General features: G+C 41.2%; 11 protein-coding genes and 1 pseudogene. 2 read left to right on the plus strand and 10 right to left on the minus strand.

The genetic code is table 11. The annotated features are described in order from the left end of the window. Positions 1-36: 36 nt before the first annotated feature. Both V470_08150 and V470_08155 read right to left on the minus strand, forming a co-directional pair. Positions 37-2,004 (minus strand): peptide ABC transporter ATP-binding protein, encoded by a 1,968-nt coding sequence (locus V470_08150; GenBank protein AHZ48384.1) that lies wholly within the window; start codon positions 2,002-2,004, stop codon positions 37-39. Between the two features lie 169 nt (positions 2,005-2,173). Then, positions 2,174-3,784, minus strand: a complete 1,611-nt coding sequence (locus V470_08155) for a glucan 1,6-alpha-glucosidase (GenBank protein ID AHZ48385.1) — start codon at positions 3,782-3,784, stop codon at positions 2,174-2,176. 152 nt (positions 3,785-3,936) lie between these two features. Here V470_08155 and V470_08160 point away from each other — a divergent pair, with 152 nt between their 5' ends. Continuing rightward, on the plus strand, positions 3,937-5,421 hold the full coding sequence (locus V470_08160) for a hypothetical protein (GenBank protein AHZ48386.1): 1,485 nt from the start codon (positions 3,937-3,939) through the stop codon (positions 5,419-5,421). Positions 5,422-5,555: 134 nt separating this feature from the next. On the opposite strand, the gene V470_08165 is transcribed toward V470_08160, so the two are convergent. The 5 genes from V470_08165 to V470_08185 are packed head-to-tail and all read right to left on the minus strand — an operon-like array spanning position 5,556 to position 9,484. Continuing rightward, a complete protein-coding gene (locus V470_08165; protein AHZ48387.1) occupies positions 5,556-6,587 on the minus strand; it encodes a histidine kinase in 1,032 nt (343 codons plus the stop codon). Next, positions 6,554-7,252, minus strand: coding sequence for a chemotaxis protein CheY (locus V470_08170; GenBank protein AHZ48388.1), 699 nt, complete (start codon positions 7,250-7,252; stop codon positions 6,554-6,556). Before V470_08170 ends, V470_08165 begins: the two co-directional genes overlap by 34 nt. Before the next feature lie 12 nt (positions 7,253-7,264). Beyond that, complete coding sequence (locus V470_08175) at positions 7,265-7,987, minus strand: lantibiotic ABC transporter permease (GenBank protein ID AHZ48389.1); 723 nt, start codon at positions 7,985-7,987, stop codon at positions 7,265-7,267. Continuing rightward, the gene (locus V470_08180; GenBank protein AHZ48390.1) at positions 7,987-8,775 is read right to left on the minus strand and encodes a lantibiotic ABC transporter permease; all 789 of its coding nucleotides are present in this window, start codon (positions 8,773-8,775) and stop codon (positions 7,987-7,989) included. The genes V470_08175 and V470_08180 overlap by 1 nt, the downstream gene beginning before the upstream one ends. 1 nt (position 8,776) lies before the next feature. After that, the gene (locus V470_08185; GenBank protein AHZ48391.1) at positions 8,777-9,484 is read right to left on the minus strand and encodes an ABC transporter; all 708 of its coding nucleotides are present in this window, start codon (positions 9,482-9,484) and stop codon (positions 8,777-8,779) included. 295 nt (positions 9,485-9,779) lie between these two features. Between V470_08185 and V470_08195 the strand changes: the two genes are divergently transcribed. After that, on the plus strand, positions 9,780-10,262 hold the full coding sequence (locus tag V470_08195) for an S-ribosylhomocysteinase (GenBank protein AHZ48392.1): 483 nt from the start codon (positions 9,780-9,782) through the stop codon (positions 10,260-10,262). A 59-nt stretch (positions 10,263-10,321) separates the two neighbouring features. On the opposite strand, the gene V470_08200 is transcribed toward V470_08195, so the two are convergent. The 3 genes and pseudogenes from V470_08200 to V470_08215 form a co-directional block, all read right to left on the minus strand. Next, the gene (locus tag V470_08200; GenBank protein ID AHZ48393.1) at positions 10,322-12,427 is read right to left on the minus strand and encodes a Clp protease ClpX; all 2,106 of its coding nucleotides are present in this window, start codon (positions 12,425-12,427) and stop codon (positions 10,322-10,324) included. Positions 12,428-12,880: 453 nt separating this feature from the next. Further along, a pseudogene (locus V470_08210) lies at positions 12,881-16,434 on the minus strand (cell wall anchor protein). 320 nt (positions 16,435-16,754) lie between these two features. Beyond that, positions 16,755-19,070: a formate acetyltransferase gene (locus tag V470_08215; GenBank protein ID AHZ48395.1), complete on the minus strand. Its 2,316-nt coding sequence runs from the start codon at positions 19,068-19,070 to the stop codon at positions 16,755-16,757. Between the last annotated feature and the right edge of the window lie 2 nt (positions 19,071-19,072).

Here is a 19,072-nt window from a genome sequence, read left to right on the forward strand (position 1 = left end):
GCACAGTTTCCTGCAACTTCCTTTTCTATTTATAGATTACTTGACGTGTTTTTCAAGTTCTTTTTGGTATTTGGCATTTGTCTCGATTTTTTCTTGTTGCCATTTCTTGAAGGCTTCTTCGTATTCTTTTGCAGTCACAACATCCTTTTGTAACTCCAATCCTTTGAACACAAATGGGTCTCCCTTGATTCCGACTTGAGAGTATGCTTTTGTGAATGGTACAGTTCGGCTAACCGTTGGAGAACCACCTGAAGAAGCAACTGGGATTAAAAGTGAACTATCCGATACCCAAGCTTGAGCTTTAGCATATTTTTCATAACGCTTGTTAAGGTCGCTGGTTTCAGCTGCAGCGTCATCCAAGAGTTTCTTGTATTCGTCCAGTCCAACTTGAGCCATCACTTCTGGATCATTTCCGCGCTTGATCCCCAAGTGTTTAAGGGCAGAACCCTTCTTAGCATCAAGGATGTTGAGGTAGGTAGCTGGGTCTTGATAGTCAGGGCCCCAACCAGTTCCGTTCAAGTCATAGTCTTTTTGAGATGGAACCTTGGCTTGAGACGTAATGCTCATTTTCTCATTATCTGTCATTTGAAGGACATCGACAATGACATTTTCAGTACCAAGTGATGATTCGATAGACTGCTTGAGTGAGTTGGTTTGTTGAACCGCGATTACATCTGTTTGTTCAACGGGGATATCCAAATGGATTGGGAAGGTAACCCCTTTGCCCTGCAATTCTTCCTTGGCTTTAGCAAAGGCTGCCTTAGCTTTTTCAGGACTGTAAATTGTATCCTTGCCATCTGTAAGAGCTACATCTTTCCACTGGTCTCCATATGAAACGAGCTCTGCCTGTGCCAACTCTCCAAAGGTTTTTTCACCCACTTGAACGTAGTCATGAGGCACTAGGCTGTTACGGATAATCTTGTTCGCACCTTCTTCACCATTCAACTGAGCAGTATAAGAATGACGGTCAAGAGCAAAGTTCAGCGCCTGACGGAAGTTCTTGTTGAGAAGAGCTTCTTTCGTTGAAGTTTTTTGAGCCTCGTCTGTTTTGGCTGTTTTATTATAAGATTGGCGGTTTACGTTAACAGTGAGGTAGTAGCTTGTCGCTTCTTGTGGACTGTAAACAATCTTATCGCCGTACTCTTGTTTAGTCGACTCAAAGTTTGAGCTTGTTGGGAAGAGACGAGCTGTTGTATAAGCACCTTGTGTAAAGCTACGAATCAAAGATTCTTGGTCTGATCCATCGTAGAAAGTTAGTTTAATATTGTCAATCTTGACATTGTCCTTATCCCAGTAGTTTGGATTCTTTTCATATTCAATGACTGATTTTGAAGTCAATGATTTCAAGAAATAAGGACCATTATATAGGATACCTGATGGGGTTGGTGCACCGTAGTCGCTCCCTTTAGAATTCAAAAATTCTTCATTAACTGGAAGCATGGTTGCAGTTGTGACCTTAGAGTTCCAGAAACTTTCTGGTTTGTTGAGCGTGTATTCTACCGTGTAATCATCAACAGCCTTAACTCCTACGGTAGAGAAATCATTGCTCTCACCACTAACATACTCTGCCAAACCTTTGATAGAATCCTGAATCAAAGAAAGACCATCTGATTTTCCGTCAGCAGCATGTTTAAGCCCAGTAACAAAGTCTTTGGCCTTAACTTCAGCGTATTCTTCTCCATCAGAAGTATACCATTTTACACCCTTACGAAGTTTGTAGGTGTAAGTCAAACCATCCTTTGAAACAGACCAGTCTTCTGCAAGTGATGGAATTAAGTTCCCATACTTATCATTTTCCAAAAGACCATCAACAACGTTTGCTATAACGTCAGAGGTTGAGCTCTTGCTCGTCACACTATAGTCCAAAGAAGATGGATCCATAGCGTAGACATAAGAGAATGTTTTGGGAGCATCCGCTTTCTTTTCACTTTGCCCACAAGCAGTTAACAGTAGGGCTGCACTCAAAACAGCACCTGCTCCTAAGAGCCACTTTTTCGATTTCATAAGTAATCTCCTTAAAGATAGTGTTTTCACCATTATACCCTATTTTTTCATAAAAGCAAGGACTTTCGCCAGATTTTTTAGAAAATTCTAACAAATATTTTTTAAAGACTTTTCTATATATTTTTCAACAAAAGAACCCCAAGCATCAAAGGCTTGAGGTTCACTTATTTTAATCCGTTAGTTCCACACAGAAGGCATCCCATGGAGCCAAGGTTTGTTTTTCAACTGCTTCTTTAGCAGTAGTGTTTTCAATCAAGATTGACTTAACTCTTCCTTCTACTGAAAAGTTTTGTTTTTCATTGGACAAGTTAGCCACAACTAGGAAGCGACGGTCACCGTCCTTACGAATATAGGCAAAGACCTTATCAGCTGTATCAAGCAATTCAAAGTCAGCTCGAATCAGCCAACTATTCTCCTTACGGATTTGAACGAGTTTTTGATAAGTATAGAAAATAGAATCTGGATTTGCCAGAGCTTCTTGAACGTTGATTTTTTCGTAGTTTGGATTAACTGCCAACCAAGGTTGACCTGTTGAGAAACCAGCGTTTTCGCTCTCATCCCATTGCATCGGAGTACGGGCATTGTCGCGACCAATGACACGGATACTGTCCATGATTTCTTCTATCGGAACGCCTTTTTCAAGAGCTTCATGCGCATAGTTGAGGGATTCAATATCTTCTACTTGATCCAGTGTTTCAAACGGATAGTTGGTCATCCCAATCTCCTCACCTTGGTAAATATAAGGTGTCCCTCTCATCAAATGAAGCAAAATCGCAAAGGCTTTGGCAGATTTTTCACGGTATTCTTGGTCATTACCCCAGATAGAGACGATACGAGGAAGGTCATGGTTGTTCCAGAAAAGGGAATTCCAGCCGTCCTCAACTCCTAACTCTGTCTGCCATTTGTTGAAAATTTCTTTTAACTTCCCTACATTTAACTCTTTTTGGTAGTGCCACTTAGGTTGCCCTTCCTGATACTGAAGACAGATGTGTTCAAACTGGAAGACCATAGACAATTCTTGTCCCTTTGGATCCGAGTAGAGCTTGGCAATCTCTGGTGTTGCTCCCCAGGTCTCTCCTACTGTCAAGAGATCTTTGTCACCAAAGGTCGCCTGATTCATTTCCTTGAGATAGGGATGGAGCATAGGACCGTTATTGACTACTTTCTCGTCAGGAATTTTCCCAATCATATCAATGACATCCATACGGAAACCGCCAATGCCCTTATCAATCCAGAAGTTCATCATCTCATAAATTTTCTGGCGCAGTTTTTCATTCTCCCAGTTGAGATCCGGCTGTTTCTTACTGAAAAAGTGGAGATAGTATTGACCCGACTTTTCATCGTATTCCCAAGCAGACCCACTAAAGATAGACTCCAAATCATTGGTCTCATCCCGCCAGATATAGTAGTCACGCTCAGGGCTATCAGGCTTCTCACAAGCCTCGACAAACCATGCGTGTTCATCCGAGGTATGATTGACCACCAAGTCCATGATAATTCGAATATCACGCTTCTTAGCTTCTGCGATGAGTTCATCCATGTCCTCCATGGTCCCGAAAATAGCTGCAATTGCTTGATAATCAGCAATATCGTAGCCATTATCATCCATCGGACTGTCATAAACAGGAGAAAGCCAAATAGCTGTAATCCCTAACTTAGCTAGGTAGTCCAACTTACTAGTAATTCCTGGCAAATCGCCAATTCCGTCTCCATTGCTGTCCATAAAACTCTTTGGATAGACTTGATAGACTACGGCATTGTGCCACCATTTTTCTTGCATCTTCTTACCTCATTATTTTAATAATCTATAGTCTATGATAGCGCTTTTTAAAACTTAGCGCAAGCGTTTGCCTAATCTTTTTGATTTCTTTTTTGACTCCGTAGTTTCCTATCTTCCAATTTTTTATTATAATAGAGGTCAGAGGTAAAAAAATGAAAAAACAAGCTTTTAGTTCTGAACAATATTTAAATCTACAGCGCGACCACATTTTGGAGCGCATTAACCAATTTGACGGCAAGCTCTACTTGGAGTTTGGTGGCAAAATGTTGGAAGATTTCCACGCTGCTCGTGTACTACCTGGCTATGAACCTGACAACAAGATCAAACTCTTGCAAGAATTGAAAGAGCAGGTTGAAGTTGTGATCGCCATTAACGCAAGCAACATCGAGCATTCTAAAGCGCGTGGTGACCTAGGCATTTCTTATGATCAAGAAGTTCTTCGTTTGATTGACAAATTCAATGAGCTGGGAATTTTTGTTGGTTCGGTTGTCATCACACAATACGCTGGTCAACCAGCTGCAGATGCCTTCCGCAACCAGTTAGATAAAAACGGGATTGATTCCTATCTTCATTATCCAATCAAAGGATACCCGACTGATATGGACCACATCATTTCTCCAGAAGGTATGGGGAAAAACGACTACATCAAAACCAGCCGTAACTTGATCGTCGTGACAGCTCCTGGACCTGGTTCTGGAAAATTGGCAACTTGTATGTCCAATATGTACCATGACCAACTCAATGGCATCAAGTCTGGTTACGCTAAGTTTGAAACCTTCCCAGTCTGGAACCTGCCCCTTCATCATCCAGTCAACTTGGCCTATGAGGCTGCCACCGCAGACCTTGACGATGTCAATATGATTGACCCTTTCCATCTCCAAACCTACGGAGAAACCACTGTCAATTACAACCGTGATATCGAAATTTTCCCAGTGCTCAAACGTATGTTAGAACGCATTCTCGGTGAATCTCCATACGCTTCACCAACAGACATGGGTGTCAACATGGTTGGTTTCGCTATTACAGATGATGAAGCTGCTGTCGAAGCTTCTAAACAAGAAATCATCCGTCGCTACTATCAAACTGTTCTTGATTTTAAAGCTGAAAAAGTCGGAGAAACTGCTGTCAAGAAGATTGAACTTCTCATGAACGACCTCGGCATCACACCTGCAGACCGTAAAGTAGCTGTTGCTGCACGCCAAAAAGCAGAAGAAACTGGTGGCCCTGCCCTAGCCCTTGAATTGCCAAATGGGGAAATCGTGACTGGTAAAAACTCTGAACTCTTTGGTCCTACAGCTGCTGCCTTGATCAATGCTATCAAAAAATCAGCTGACATCGCTAAGGAAGTGAAACTAATCGAGCCTGAAGTCGTCAAACCAATTCAAGGCCTTAAAATCAATCATCTCGGTAGCCGCAATCCTCGCCTCCACTCAAATGAAATTTTGATTGCACTTGCAATCACAGCTATGGAAAATCCTGATGCTGCGCGTGCCATGAAAGAACTTGGGAATCTCAAAGGAAGCGAAGCTCATTCAACCATCATCTTGACCGATGAAGACAAGAACGTCCTTCGCAAGCTAGGTATCAACGTAACCTTTGACCCATTCTACCAATACGATCGCTTGTATCGCAAATAAATAAACAAGGCTGGACAAAAACTCCATTTGAGAGAAAAATCCAGTAAATCTTTACATAATAAAAAAATCAAACGCATAATATCAAGTCTTTTGGACACTTGGTATTATGCGTTTTTATGATTTTCCATTCTCATTTATTTCAATGAAATTGTCAACTCGACAGAGGCTCCTCCTTGGTATAGATTGAGCAGGGTCAGACGACCACCATGCAAGAGAGCTACCTGCTTAGAAAAGGCTAAGCCGATACCATGATGGGGATTAGCTGAATTGCGGCTTTGGTCACTCTGATAAAAGAGCCGTTCCGCTCCTAGCAGCATCTCCTCTGAAAATGCAGGTCCATTGTTCCAGATAGCAAAAACCAACTGGTCCTGCTGCACTGATACCGTTAGCTTGACTTCCTTTTGATTCTGGTCTGCATGTTCAAGCGCATTCAGTAAAATATTGAGCAAAGCTCGCTTGAGATAGTCCAAATGAATGGACAATCTCAAGCTAAGATCACAATCTTCTTGGAGGTAGAAACGATGGCTTTCCTGTTTGCTGAACAGTGCCCAATCATCCTGTAGATAAGCCAAAAAGTCCCCTAAGGAAAGCTGAATGAACTGATTAGAATCAATCTGAAAAGTCTTAGCGTAATCAATCAAAGAGCCACAATACTCTTCCATCTTGTGACTAACCTGCAAAATCTCAGCAGCATAGTCTGCCTGTGGATGGCCTAACTGTGCCAATTCCAAGAGCTCAGCATTCCCCTTAATCACAGTTAGGGGCGTCTTCAAATCGTGCGATGTCGCTGATAGCTGTAAAATCAACTCCTGATTATGCTGCTGCTCTCTTTCTAGAAGACGAGCATTTTCTTGGTGGCTGCTCCGTAAATCGCTATAAACTTCTAGCATTTCCTCAATCCGAAAAAACTGACTTTGATTTTCTTCTAAAAGCTTCTCGCTCTTTAGCATTTTTATTTCCCTGTCGATTTTTCGGAGCAATTTCAAAATATGATAAAAAGTAATCAGCAGCAAGCTCCCCGCCCAAAAGAACAAGGTGAAAAGAACGTGATCACTTCCTTGCGTAAATTCATAGCCTATAAGCACAAAAATCAAAACATGAAAAAATACGATTTTTAAACTGGTTGTCCAGACTAGGCTTTTGAAATTTCGGGTTCTAATTGCCATCTATAGCCTACTCCTCTCACTGTTGCGATTGCTTGCAGCCCTTCTTGTTTGCATTTTTGGCGAATCTGATATACGTATTCTGAGATGGAGCGAAGCTGTGTTTCTGAGCTTTCTGGGTAAAGTAAAGTATGCAGGCGTTCAGCTGAAAAGGTCTGCTTGGGATTGCTAGCTAGTAAATGCAGCAACTTAAACTCTCGCTCTGAAAATTTCAAGACTTTACCAAAATAGGCAACTTCATAGCGCTCTGGATAAAATTGACAAGAAGCAATTTCAGAATATCGCTCCTCCCGTCTTTCCTCCCGCCGAAGATGAGCTCTGACACGCGCCAGCAATTCTTTGGTCCCAAAAGGCTTGACAATATAGTCATCTGCTCCGCGAAAGAGCCCTTCCACCTTGTCCGCCTCTAACTCCTTAGCTGTCAGAAAGATAATTGGACACGAAAGATGAGGACGAATGTAGGAACACAGCTCAAAACCATTAACAGGCTCCATCATCACATCTAGCAAAATCAAGTCATATCCGACAAAATGCGTCAGCTCTAGCTCTTCTATTCGATCAAGCGTCGTCACATCATAAGCATCGAGCTCTAGGACATTTTTCACCAGCTTCAAAATGCTCCGATCGTCATCAACCACCAAAATACGATACTGTCTCATGATTTCCATTATAGCATACCTCTAGCGAACATCTCGTTTCAAGGTCAAGAATATAGCAGAGCTCCAAATCAAAGCTAGCCAGAACAGCTGTATTCCCAACCCTGATAGATCTATCGAATTCTGAAGCCCTTCATACTCAAAAAGATTTAGCGTAGCCAGATCGGGCAGGTACTTTGCTTCTTTGATAAAAGTTGCCAATAAACGGCTAAGACCAATCAAGAGAGGAAATAGCACCGACACCGGCACAACCCAAGATTGAAAGAGCAAAGCGAGGCCAGCAGCTAAAAGAGCCAGAAAAAGATTGCTGAGAAGACCAAAAGAGCTGTAATAGAGGAATTTCCCCAGTAAGGGCCAGCTAAAGTCTAGGTCAAATCGAGCCAGCATAACAAAGAAACAGCTGCCTATCATGACACTGTAGAGAACCAAGAGCAGAACGGCCAGAAAAAGGAATTTCCCAGCCAACCAAGCCTTTCTATTTGATACGGTTAGAAAATTCGTTCGCATCCCAGACTTGACAAACTCCTGGGCAAAATAGAGGGAAGTAAAGATGACGATGACAGGCTGCGCCAGATAGAGAGCATGCAAAGCTTCACTCAGAGCCTTTGTCTGGCCAACTGCTGTCTGACTGTAGTCAAGATTCATCAGAAAAAAAGGAACGACTACCAGAGCCACAAATGCGGCACCAAGAACGAGATAGTAAGAACGAAACTTAATCCATTCACTTTTAAGCAGAGCTTTTATCATCAGTAGCGTCCTCCTAAATCCGTCTTCAAAAAGCGCAGAGAGGCCATGACGCCGATGACTAGCAACCATACGCTTAGTATCAAGAGTCCTTGCAAGGGATTGTTGGCATATTGGGAAGTTGGCGTTGCAGCAAACAACTCTACTGCTGGCTGTGGCAAATATGCCCCCCAACTCGTATGAGCTGCCAGGTAGTTTCCCAGATTATAGAGCTGGGGCACAAGAAAGAGTAAGGGAAGCAACATCGTCCGCCCAAGCAATCCCAATAAAAAGGACAAGAGACCTAGCAATGCAGTAGCTAGTGCCTTCCATAAAAGATGACTCCAGGCAGCTTGATTAAGTAAAATTGGATGTAGCCCTTCTTTTCCTAAAGCCAAGTGCATGACAATATAGCTCAAATAAATGGATAACAAGCTAATGATGAGTGAAAACAAACCAAAGGTCAATATTTTCCCCATAAGTAGCTTCAAGCGGTTATTACAAGCCAATAGACTGGTTCGCAAGCTATGAGACTGAAATTCTGTTGCTCCCAAAATTCCAGCTAAGATGACTAAAACCATACCACCCATAGAAGCGCAATTAAGACCTAGATATTCAAGCGGATCAATAGCTTCTGCCAGACCGGGAACCGTCTCAGGTGTGGCACCCAATCCGACAGATAAATACTGACGTCCCTCTAGCCATGACACAACAGGTACCAATAACACCATAAAGACCACACTTACCCTGAAAGCCTTGGTTGATTGGATTTTCAACCACTCTGAATGCAATAAGGACATCGTCTCTTTCATCTTAAACCTCCTCTGTTAAGTCGAAGAAGAGCTCTTCTAAACTATCTGTTCCTTGTAATACATCTTCTAGCGTTCCCTGTTCGATAATTTGCCCATGATGAATCAAGACTACATCATCTGTTACCATTTGTACCTCAGATAGGATATGAGAGGATAGAAGGACGGTTTTCCCAAAATCAGCCTGCTGGCGAATGAACCTTCTAAACCACTTAATCCCACTTGGATCCAGTCCATTGGTCGGCTCATCTAATATTAAAAACTGGGGATCACCTAGTAAAGCTACTGCCAACCCCAGGCGCTGCCCCTCTCCTAGAGACAGGCTTGATAAGAAATCCTTTTTCTTATGAGCGATCCCAGTCATATCCAATACCTCATCAATCCGAAACTTCGGAATAGCATTACTTGCAGCAATAATATGCAGATGGTCGTAAACCTTTCTATTTGGCAGACCTCCAATACCGTCAAAAGCTGCACCTACTGTTTTGAGAGGATAAATCATTGACTGATAGGTTTGTCCATCAAAAGTCGCAGTTCCTGCTGTCGCCCGATCTAAGCCCAAGAGAATCCTCAAGGTCGAGCTTTTTCCTGCACCATTATGTCCTAGGAAAGCCGTAATGCGACCACTCCTAGCTGTAAAAGAAATATCCTTTAAAATTTGCTTGTCTCCATATTTTTTAGAAACACGATCAATTTTTACAATATGTTCCATACTGAACTCCTTTATCTTTATTTTCTCCAGTATACCCAATCTAGTTCAGAATTAGTTCAGAGATTAAACAGAAATTTCAGAAAAAGTTGGTCCACTTTTCAAAAGTCACCTGAGTTCCACTAGAAAAACTAAACTTTTCTTTCACAAGGTATTCTTCTCTCCATTCTTTCTTTATAATTCTGAGGTTTATGTATAGAGACTTTATTATCATTCTAGTACCAAAAAGTCATTTATCAAACTCCATCAACAGCACCCTTTATGTTATAATGAAAGAAGAAAACTGAAAGGATTTACCATGTCAAAAGAAGTTATTGTTGAAAGTTTTGAACTTGACCACACCATTGTTAAAGCACCTTATGTTCGCTTGATTGGGGAAGAAACAGGGCCAAAAGGAGATGTCATCTCCAACTTTGATATTCGCTTGGTACAGCCAAATGAAGACTCTATCCCTACTGCTGGGCTTCACACTATTGAGCACCTCTTAGCCAAGCTCATCCGTACCCGCATTGACGGTATGATTGACTGTTCGCCATTTGGTTGTCGTACAGGCTTCCACATGATTATGTGGGGACGCCATACCAGTGCTGAAATTGCAGCCGTTATCAAGGATTCGCTCAAGGAAATTGCTGAAACCACTACTTGGGAAGATGTCCCTGGAACAACCATCGAATCTTGCGGAAACTACAAGGACCACAGCCTCTTTTCTGCTAAAGAATGGGCAAAACTCATCCTGGAACAAGGAATTTCAGATGATGCCTTTGAGCGCCATGTCATCTAAACACAAAAAGGAACCAGCTTTTAGCTAGTTCCTTCTTTTTTTATTCTCAAAATCGTAAGTTAGGCTTTTTCACGAATGACCAAAACGCCATCTTCCATATCTGCTTCCAAATGTTTAGCATCTAGATGATCCAAGTGGAAGTCTGTCACCTTATCACGAATTTGTTGTTCAACCACGCGACGGAGAGGACGAACACCCATAACTTCGTCATAACCTTCTTCTGTGATAAAGTCCTTAGCTGCTTGGCTGACTTCCAAATCAATGTCTTTCTTAGCCAAGGTTTGGTTGACTTCCGCCAACATCAGGTCTACAATCTTAGAAAGGTCTTCCTTATTCAAGTGTGAGAACTCGATAACTGCGTTAAAGCGGTTAAGAAACTCTGGACGGAAGAATGGTTTCAAACGATCCATCAACTCTGGTTTATCCGCATCTTCTGTCAAGTTGGCTTCATAGCCAAATCCAGCATTTGATGTTGCAATAATGACCGTGTTCTTAAAGTTCACTGTATTTCCTTGACCATCAGTCAAACGACCATCATCCAAGACTTGGAGGAGAAGGGTGATTACTTGAGGATCAGCCTTTTCAATTTCGTCCAAGAGAATGATAGAGTATGGATTGCGACGAACACGTTCTGTCAAGGTATTGCTATTGTCATCATACCCAACATAACCTGCTGTTGTACCGATCAATTTAGATACGGCTGTGCGGTCACTGTATTCAGACATATCCAAACGGATAATCGCATCCTTGGTACCAAACATATCGAGCGCTAATTGCTTAGCAAGTTCTGTCTTACCAACCCCAGTTGGACCTACAAAGAGGAAGCTACCGATTGGGCGATTGCCTTCATCAAAACCAGCACGGTTACGACGGATAGCACGAGCCACTGCTTCTACTGCCTTATCTTGGCCGATTACCTTGTGTTCCAAGCGATGAGCCATATCTTTCAAACGTTCGATGTCTGATGCTCCCATTTGTGACACTGGAATACCTGTCATTCGTTCCACAGACTCAGCCACATCGTTGATGCTTGCAGTCACTTTCATGTCTTCTGTGTGGTTTTCGACTTTTTTCTCTAATTCTGCAATACGTGTCTTGGCATTGAGAGCTGCTTCAAAGTCTTCTGCCTCAACTGCTTTTTCTTGCTTGTCTTTTTCTGCCTCAATCTCCCGTTCAACAGCATGCACATCTGTTACAGGATGTTGAGCTGCCAAGTGAGCTGCTGTTACATCGACAAGGTCAATAGCCTTATCTGGCAAGCTGCGTTGTGGAATGTATTGAATCGAATAATCCACTGCTGCTTTCAAGACTTCGTCTGGCAAGATAACATTGTGGTGTTGTTGATAGAGATCACGAATTCCTTGAAGGATTTTGAAAGTATCTTCAGCTGAAGGAGCATTGACCTTCACTTCGTTGAAACGACGAGCAAGAGCTGCATTTTTCAAGATGGTGTTACGGTATTCGTCTTGAGTCGTTGCCCCAATCACTGTCAACTCACCACGAGAGAGAGCTGGTTTGAGAATATCTGCAAGACCTTTAGAACCACTATCTCCACCGATTGAGCCAGCGCCAAGGATTTGGTGAATTTCATCAAAGAAGAGGATAATATTCCCTGCTTCTTTTACTTCATTGACTAGATTTTGAACGTTTTCTTCAAAGCTACCACGGTATTGAGTACCAGCCTCAAGACCTGAGATATCAATAGAAATAATTTCCTTGTTCTTGATGGCAGCCGGAACATCTCCATTCACAATCGCTTGTGCTAGACCTTCGACAACGGCTGTCTTACCAACACCTGCATCTCCGACCAAAACAGGATTGTTCTTGGTACGACGTGAGAGGATTTCAGATGTTTCTTGAATTTCCTTGTTTCGTCCGATAACAGGATCCAACTTACCCTCACGAGCTTCCGCTGTCAAGTTGCGACCTAGTTTAGCAAGGACACCGTCTTGTTTCATACCTGAAACGTGTTGTTGCATTTGTCCATCAACTTCTGCATTTCCTGGCAATTGACCAGTTGCACGATAGTGAGCAAATTCCTCAGGTGTCACTTCACGTCCATTAATCAAGTAGCGACGATTTTCAGAACTATATCCTCGCATACCTCCCATCAATTGGTTAAATAAATCATCCATGTTGTTAAAGTTATTAAAGTTGTTGTTCATATTCTTTACCTCGTTTATTCTTAATTATATGCGATCTCTGATATTGACTATCTTTGACCTTTGTTTTAAAAATTTTAGACTAGCTAACTAGCTACCCTACGTATAATTTCTGGTTTTTCTTTCTTAAATAAGCCTTTTATCATCTTCTTTTCAAAATCTGTTAGATTTAACATAGGCCCCACCCCTTTCTAGGGTATCTATCATACATTTTCAATAAATAGAATCATTGAAAATGAAGTTTTCTAAGGAATTCATTTTCCTTATGTTCCTACTATATCACATTGGTCAGTAAAAGTCAACAATTTTTTGACCAAATTTGACTATTTTTTAAAAAAATTTTTTGAAGTACAAAAAAAGCCTCTAGAAAACGAATTTTCTAGAGACTTTCTCTATCAAGTTTAAGAGAGAAGGAATATTCTCACTTACCAAGTTTCATGTTTCTCCTACGAAAGCCTAAGCTTTACGTTTTACGAAGAATACCAATCCACTCAATGCCAAGACTGCAAATCCAAGTGCAGAAAGGAGAGAGGTTGCTTCCCCTGTGTTTGGAAGTTCAGCTTTACCTTTAGTCTCCGTAGCTGGAGGTGTTTGTTTTGGATCCTCTTTTTGTCCTGGATCAGTTGGTTCTGTTCCTGGAGTTGGATTTGTTCCTGGATTATTTGGCGTTGGATCTGGTGTTGGAGCTGGATCTGGCGTTGTTCCTGGATTATTTGGAGCTGGATTTGGTGTTGGTGCTGGATTTGGTTCTGGTGTTGGTGTTGGAACAGTGTATTTATTTGTAAATACAACTGCTTTACCATCTGCATATGAGACAGTCGCAGTCAAGAGACCTTGACCATCCGCAACTACTGTTACTGTTACAGTATGCTCAGTCTTATCGTATTCAATACCCTCTTCAGTACCAACTTTTTCAACCAAGGTATAAGTGTAAGTACCTGCTTCTTCGAATGAACGAACAAAGGCTACTTTACCTTCGGCAGTATTCTTAGCTGTAGCTACAACGGCGCCTTTCTCTTTCAATTCGAAAGTATAAGCGTCTGCCGCAAGTTCTTTACCTTCAAGTTTCTTAGTTGCTTCAATCGTAGCTTCTACCGCTGGTGCTTTGAAGCTATTCTTGAAGACACTACCTGCTGGATATTCAACAGCTGCCTTCAAAGTGTTGGTTGCTGCATCTTTGGTTACTTTTACCACCACAGTCTTTTCTGTATCGTAAGTAATACCAGTTGCTCCGGCACTCACTTCTTTTACAGTATAAGTATACTCACCTTCTGCATCATAGTTGATTGCATTAAATGTTACTTTCCCACCTTGGTTTGTTTTTGTATCAAGTAGTTTTGTACCTTCATACAATTCAAATTGGAATTCACCATCAACCAAAGTACGACCAGTCAATTCTTTCGTAAATTCAAGTGTTGCTGATGTAGCTGTTGGAGCTGGTGCTGTATAAGTATTTGTGAAGACACGTTCTGTATCCGCATCTTCTACAGTCGCAACCAATTGGCCTTTACCATCATCCGCAACAGTGACAATCACTTCATACGCATTTTGATCATAAGTGATTGTTTTATCGTCACCAGCTTTTTCAGTAATAGTGTAAACGTAATCGCCTGCTGCTGAGAAAGTGACGTTGAAGACAACTTCTCCTGAGGCAGTATTCTTAGCCGTAGCTACAAGGTCTGAACCTTCTTTCAGTTCAAATGTGTAAGCATCAGCTTCAAGCGCTTTACCTTTCAAGACTTTCTTAGCTTTGATTGTAGCTTGTGCAGGTTCTGCTTTATAGTCATTAACGAAGACCGGTGTTTCACTTGTAACTGTCGCGACAAGTTGACCTGAGCCATTATCTTTGACTTCTACAGTTACTGGATGTTCTGTTTTATCATAAGTTACACCAAGTTTATTGCCAACCTTTTCTGTAATAGTATAGTTATATACTCCTGCTGTTGAATAGCTAATTTCAGAAAAACGAATCAATCCGCCAGCAGCATTCTTTGCTGTCGCAACAACCTTGTCACCCTCTTTCAGTTCAAACTCAAACTCATCTATCTCCAGCTCTTTACCATTCAAAACTTTTTTAGCTTCAATAGCAATTTTTGCTGGAGCTGCTTTATAAGTGTTGGTGAAGGTTGGGTTGTTACCTCACCTTTTTTAAGTTCGAATTCGTATTTATCAGCTTCAAGGTCTTTACCGTTCAAGACTTTCTTAGCTGTGATAGTTTCTTTAGCTGGAGTTGCTTTATAGGTGTTAGTGAAAGTTGGTTCTGCAGATGTGACAGTTGCTGTTAAAACTCCACTTTGGAAAGTTGCTGCTACAGTAACTTCCTTGGCTTCTGTATCAAATGTAACGCCTGCAACTGCTGTTGAAGTGTCTTCTTTGATGATGTAGTGATAAGTTCCCGCACCTTTTACTTGGAGATTCTCAAAGGTAATAGTCCCATCAGCTTTTGATTTTGCTGTGGCTACTGGATCCTTCAAGTTCTCTGCAGTAAACAGGTTAAAGGTAAACTCATCTGCTTTTGGAAGCTTATCTGCACGTCCTTCTACTACTTTCTTAGCCGTCACATTGAACACAGCTGGAACAGGTTCGTCCTTAAGGTTGATCGTAGAACCTGCTGCTCCGAGTTTGACTGTATACTCTTTTTCATCTAGTTTATAACCTGCTGGAGCAGTCTTCTCTTTGATCTTAAACGTTTTACCTTCCCATTTCTGATCATAAGTTTTCGTAAGCGCTACTCCTTTTTCATTCGTAGTCACTTCTGTTGTTTCACTTGCATCATCTGCTGCTGTCACAGTATATACTGCACCCGAAACTGGAGCAAGAGTGAAGGCATCAGTCTTATGAATCTTAATTTGGTAAGCAGTAGATGCTACAATCGTTCCAGAAATCAAAGACGTCGCCTCAGCTGTCATATCAAGTGCTCCCGGACGACTTGTATTCTGTGCTAATTTAGTCCCGTCAGCCAATGACAGAGCAACCCTATTTCCTACTTTACTTCCATCATTAGGAGTTGTTGTGTTATAAGATACTATATAAGAGGTCGTTCCATCTTTAAAAATGATATCGAATGAAGTATAGTTTTCGTTCCACGAAACGGTATAGTCTTGTCCCTCCGTTAACAATACTGCATCATCTGGAACAGCAGAAGTCCCAACAGTGATATTTGCCTTATACACTTTTAGAGTCTCAGGAATATACTGTGCAGGAGTGTAACTAGTATCATCATTTGGTATAGTATCATGTAATACAATATTTTGTCCTAAGTCTTGTTTCTCTGTATTTACACGTACGCGCCAGGTAGACCATGCATCTCCCTTGCTAACCGAACCAATCTCAGCCAGTTTTGGAGAGTTCCAATTTTCAAGGGCAGCACGACCCCCAATTTTAGCATAATTTTCAGTACCAACTTTGGGACCATCGATTGTTTTTGATGAATAAATGTGAGTCACTTCTTGCTTCAATGAGGATGAATTAAAGTTAATACGGGTTTTATTCTGATCCTTTAAGAATCTAAAAGTAACAGAAAAATTCCCTGACACATCCTTTACCTTATCTCCACCAGTTTTCTCTAGATATTTATCCAAGTTTTTTAAGGTGATTTTTGCTTTCCCACCTTGATCAGTACCATTTGAAGTCACTTCTGCTTCTCCAATAGTAACTTTTGTTGTCGGATCAATTAAATCCTGACTCCCTTCATAAACTGCCATAGGAGCAGGTATATCAAAGGTAAAATAATCTCCATTATTCAGATGTTCATTATACTGTTTGAGATCAAAAGTCACACGAAGCTTATATGCTAAATTCGTACGAAGCTCGAAATCTCCTTCTGAACTCACATTTTGCTTAGTATCTGAAGCATCTAACAGATCAATGTCTGTAATTACTTGTGTTAATTCTTTTGATACTGGATTATCTGCTTTAACAATGCCTACTAAAACAGATGCTAGAGCTAAAATAGCAAAAACTAACGCAGAAAATTTAGAAAGCATTTTTAACGCTTTGCTTTTCGACATTTCTTCTCCTCTTTTCTATATGAAATTTTTATTTCTAATCTCCCTAAGAGATTACATCATAACATTTTGACAACCTCTATCACTAACTAGAGCTTGTCTATTATATTATAACATCTCAATACAATCTATTCAAGTATATTAACTTAAAAATACACGTATTTGCATCATTCTATAACCTAGCCATTCAATTTTTATCTATTTATATCGGTAAACCAATATAAATAGCTTAATATATGTTGCATCTGTAATTAGGTCAATCTTTGATATTATAGTAAAAAGCCAGTCCTATAGACTAGCTTTCTTTTCATTCTAATTGAATCTTAGCTCAATGCGTCATCCATTGAAAGAACTTCGTGGAAGACACGTTGTGTCAATTCAGTTTTTTGTTCTGGAGTGAGGTATTTAGTGTTTACACAGTATCCAGAGATACGTACGATAACGTCTTCACCTGACATGATCTTTTCGTAAACATCGTTCAAGTCCATAACGTTCAAGTTAACGTGTTGTCCACCGTTTTCGAAGTAACCATCAAGGATTGTTACCAAGTTATCAACTTGTTCGTCACGAGTCTTACCAAGAGCACGTGGAGAAACTTGAGTTGTCAATGAGATACCGTCAGCTGCGTAACCAAAGTCAAGGCTAGCAAGTGAGTTCAAGTTTTGCAACCATCCACCTTTAGCTTTGTTAGATGGGTTCGCACCTGGTGAGAAGAATTCAAGTTTAGACAAGTTCACAGAACCATCTTCGTTGAGGTATACACCTTTGTGGACTGGTGAGTTACCAGTTTGTTTAGAGTAAGCAACGTTAGATGTGATTGTCAAAAGTGATACAGTTGCTTCTGCGTCTTTGTATAGTTTGTGGCTACGTAGACGAGTTGTATAAGCTTCGATCAACCATTCTGCCAATTCGTTTGAACGTGGGTCATCTTCACCCCAACGTGGGTATTCACCGATTGTTTCGTAATCGTAGATGTATCCATTTTCGTCACGGATTGGTTTAACGATAGCGTATTTGATAGCTGACAATGTATCAACTGTGTTTGCAAATCCACAGATACCGAATCCCATGTTAGCACGTTGTTTAGTTGGCAAGAAGGCCATTTGAACAGCTTCGTAGTTGTACTTGTCAGTCATGTAGTGGATGATGTTCAAAGCATCTACATAAGTGTCAGTCAACCAGTCAAGAGATTTTTCAAAGTTCGCTTTAACTGATTCGAATTCAAGAACTTCGTCACGGATAGGATCGATGTCAAATACTTTGTAGTCTTTGTGAACATCGTCGTAACCACCGTTCAAACCAGTAAGAAGGGCTTTCAAAACGTTTACACGAGCACCGAAGTACTGGATGTTGTGGCGTTGATCTTCGTTTTCTGGGTCAAGTGGTGACACACAGCATGAGATACAGCTCATTTCTCCGTATCCGTCTTTAGCCATTGTTGTTACACCTTCATATTGGATAGAAGAGTGTTTGTGGCTCATGTGCATACAGTAGCGACGGAAGTTGTATGGCAATTTGTCAGTCCAAAGAACTGTCAAGTTTGGCTCTGGAGAGTTACCGATGTTGTCAAGAGTGTTCAAGAAACGGTAGTCCATCTTAGTAACACGGTGACGACCATCGTTACCCATACCAGCCATAGAAGTTGTGATGAAGGTTGGGTCACCTGAGTACAATTGGTCATAAGCTTTTGTACGAGCAAATTTAACTGTACGAAGTTTCATAACGAAATCATCAACGAACTCTTGGATTTCTGATTCAGTAAATGTACCACGAGCAAGGTCACGTTCTGCAAAGATATCCAATACGATTGGCACACGTCCTAGAGATGTAGCAGCACCGTTAATAACACGGCAGACAGCCATGAAGGCGATGTTAACCCATTGGATGGCTTCTTTCGTGTTCATCGCTGGTTTGCGGACATCAACTCCGTAAAGGTCACCCAAGCGAACAACTTGTTGCAATGCTTGGTATTGAAGGTTTACTTCTTCACGAAGACGGATTGTTTCTTCATCAATTTCTTTGATCGCATTCCAGTCGTTTACTTTTTCTTGCATCAAGTAGTCAGCACCGTAAAGAGCAAGACGTGCGTAAACACCGATGATACGTCCACGTGAGTAGGCATCTGGAAGACCAGTTACAGTGTGAGCGTGACGAGCGCGACGAATGTTTGAAGTGTAGGCACGGAAGATACCGTCGTTAACTGTTGTTACGTATTTAGTGAAGATTTCGTGAACAGCTGGATCTGGTTCATATCCATTTTCCTTCAAAGTAGTTTCAGCCATACGGATACCACCTTTTGGCATGAAGTTCAATTTGAAGAGTTCATCGTTTTGGATACCGAAGATAACTTCATTTTCTTTGTCGATAAATCCAGCAGGAATATCAGCAATAGATGTTGGACGAGTGTCCATTGGGAAACGAGTTTCTTCGTAGTGTGCTTTTGTTTCTTCTACAATTTTTTTGATGTGAAGTGAACGTTCTGTTGGTCCAGCAAGGAAACTTTCATCTCCATCGTAAGGTGTGTAGTTAGCTTGAACGAAGCGAGAAATACTTGCTTTTTCTTTCCAATCTACGCCTTTGAAGCCTTCCCAAGCTTTATCAAAAATATCTTGTGCTTCAACAACTGTCTTAACAACCATGT

This window comes from Streptococcus sp. VT 162 (assembly GCA_000688775.2).
Classification (GTDB): Bacteria; Bacillota; Bacilli; order Lactobacillales; family Streptococcaceae; genus Streptococcus.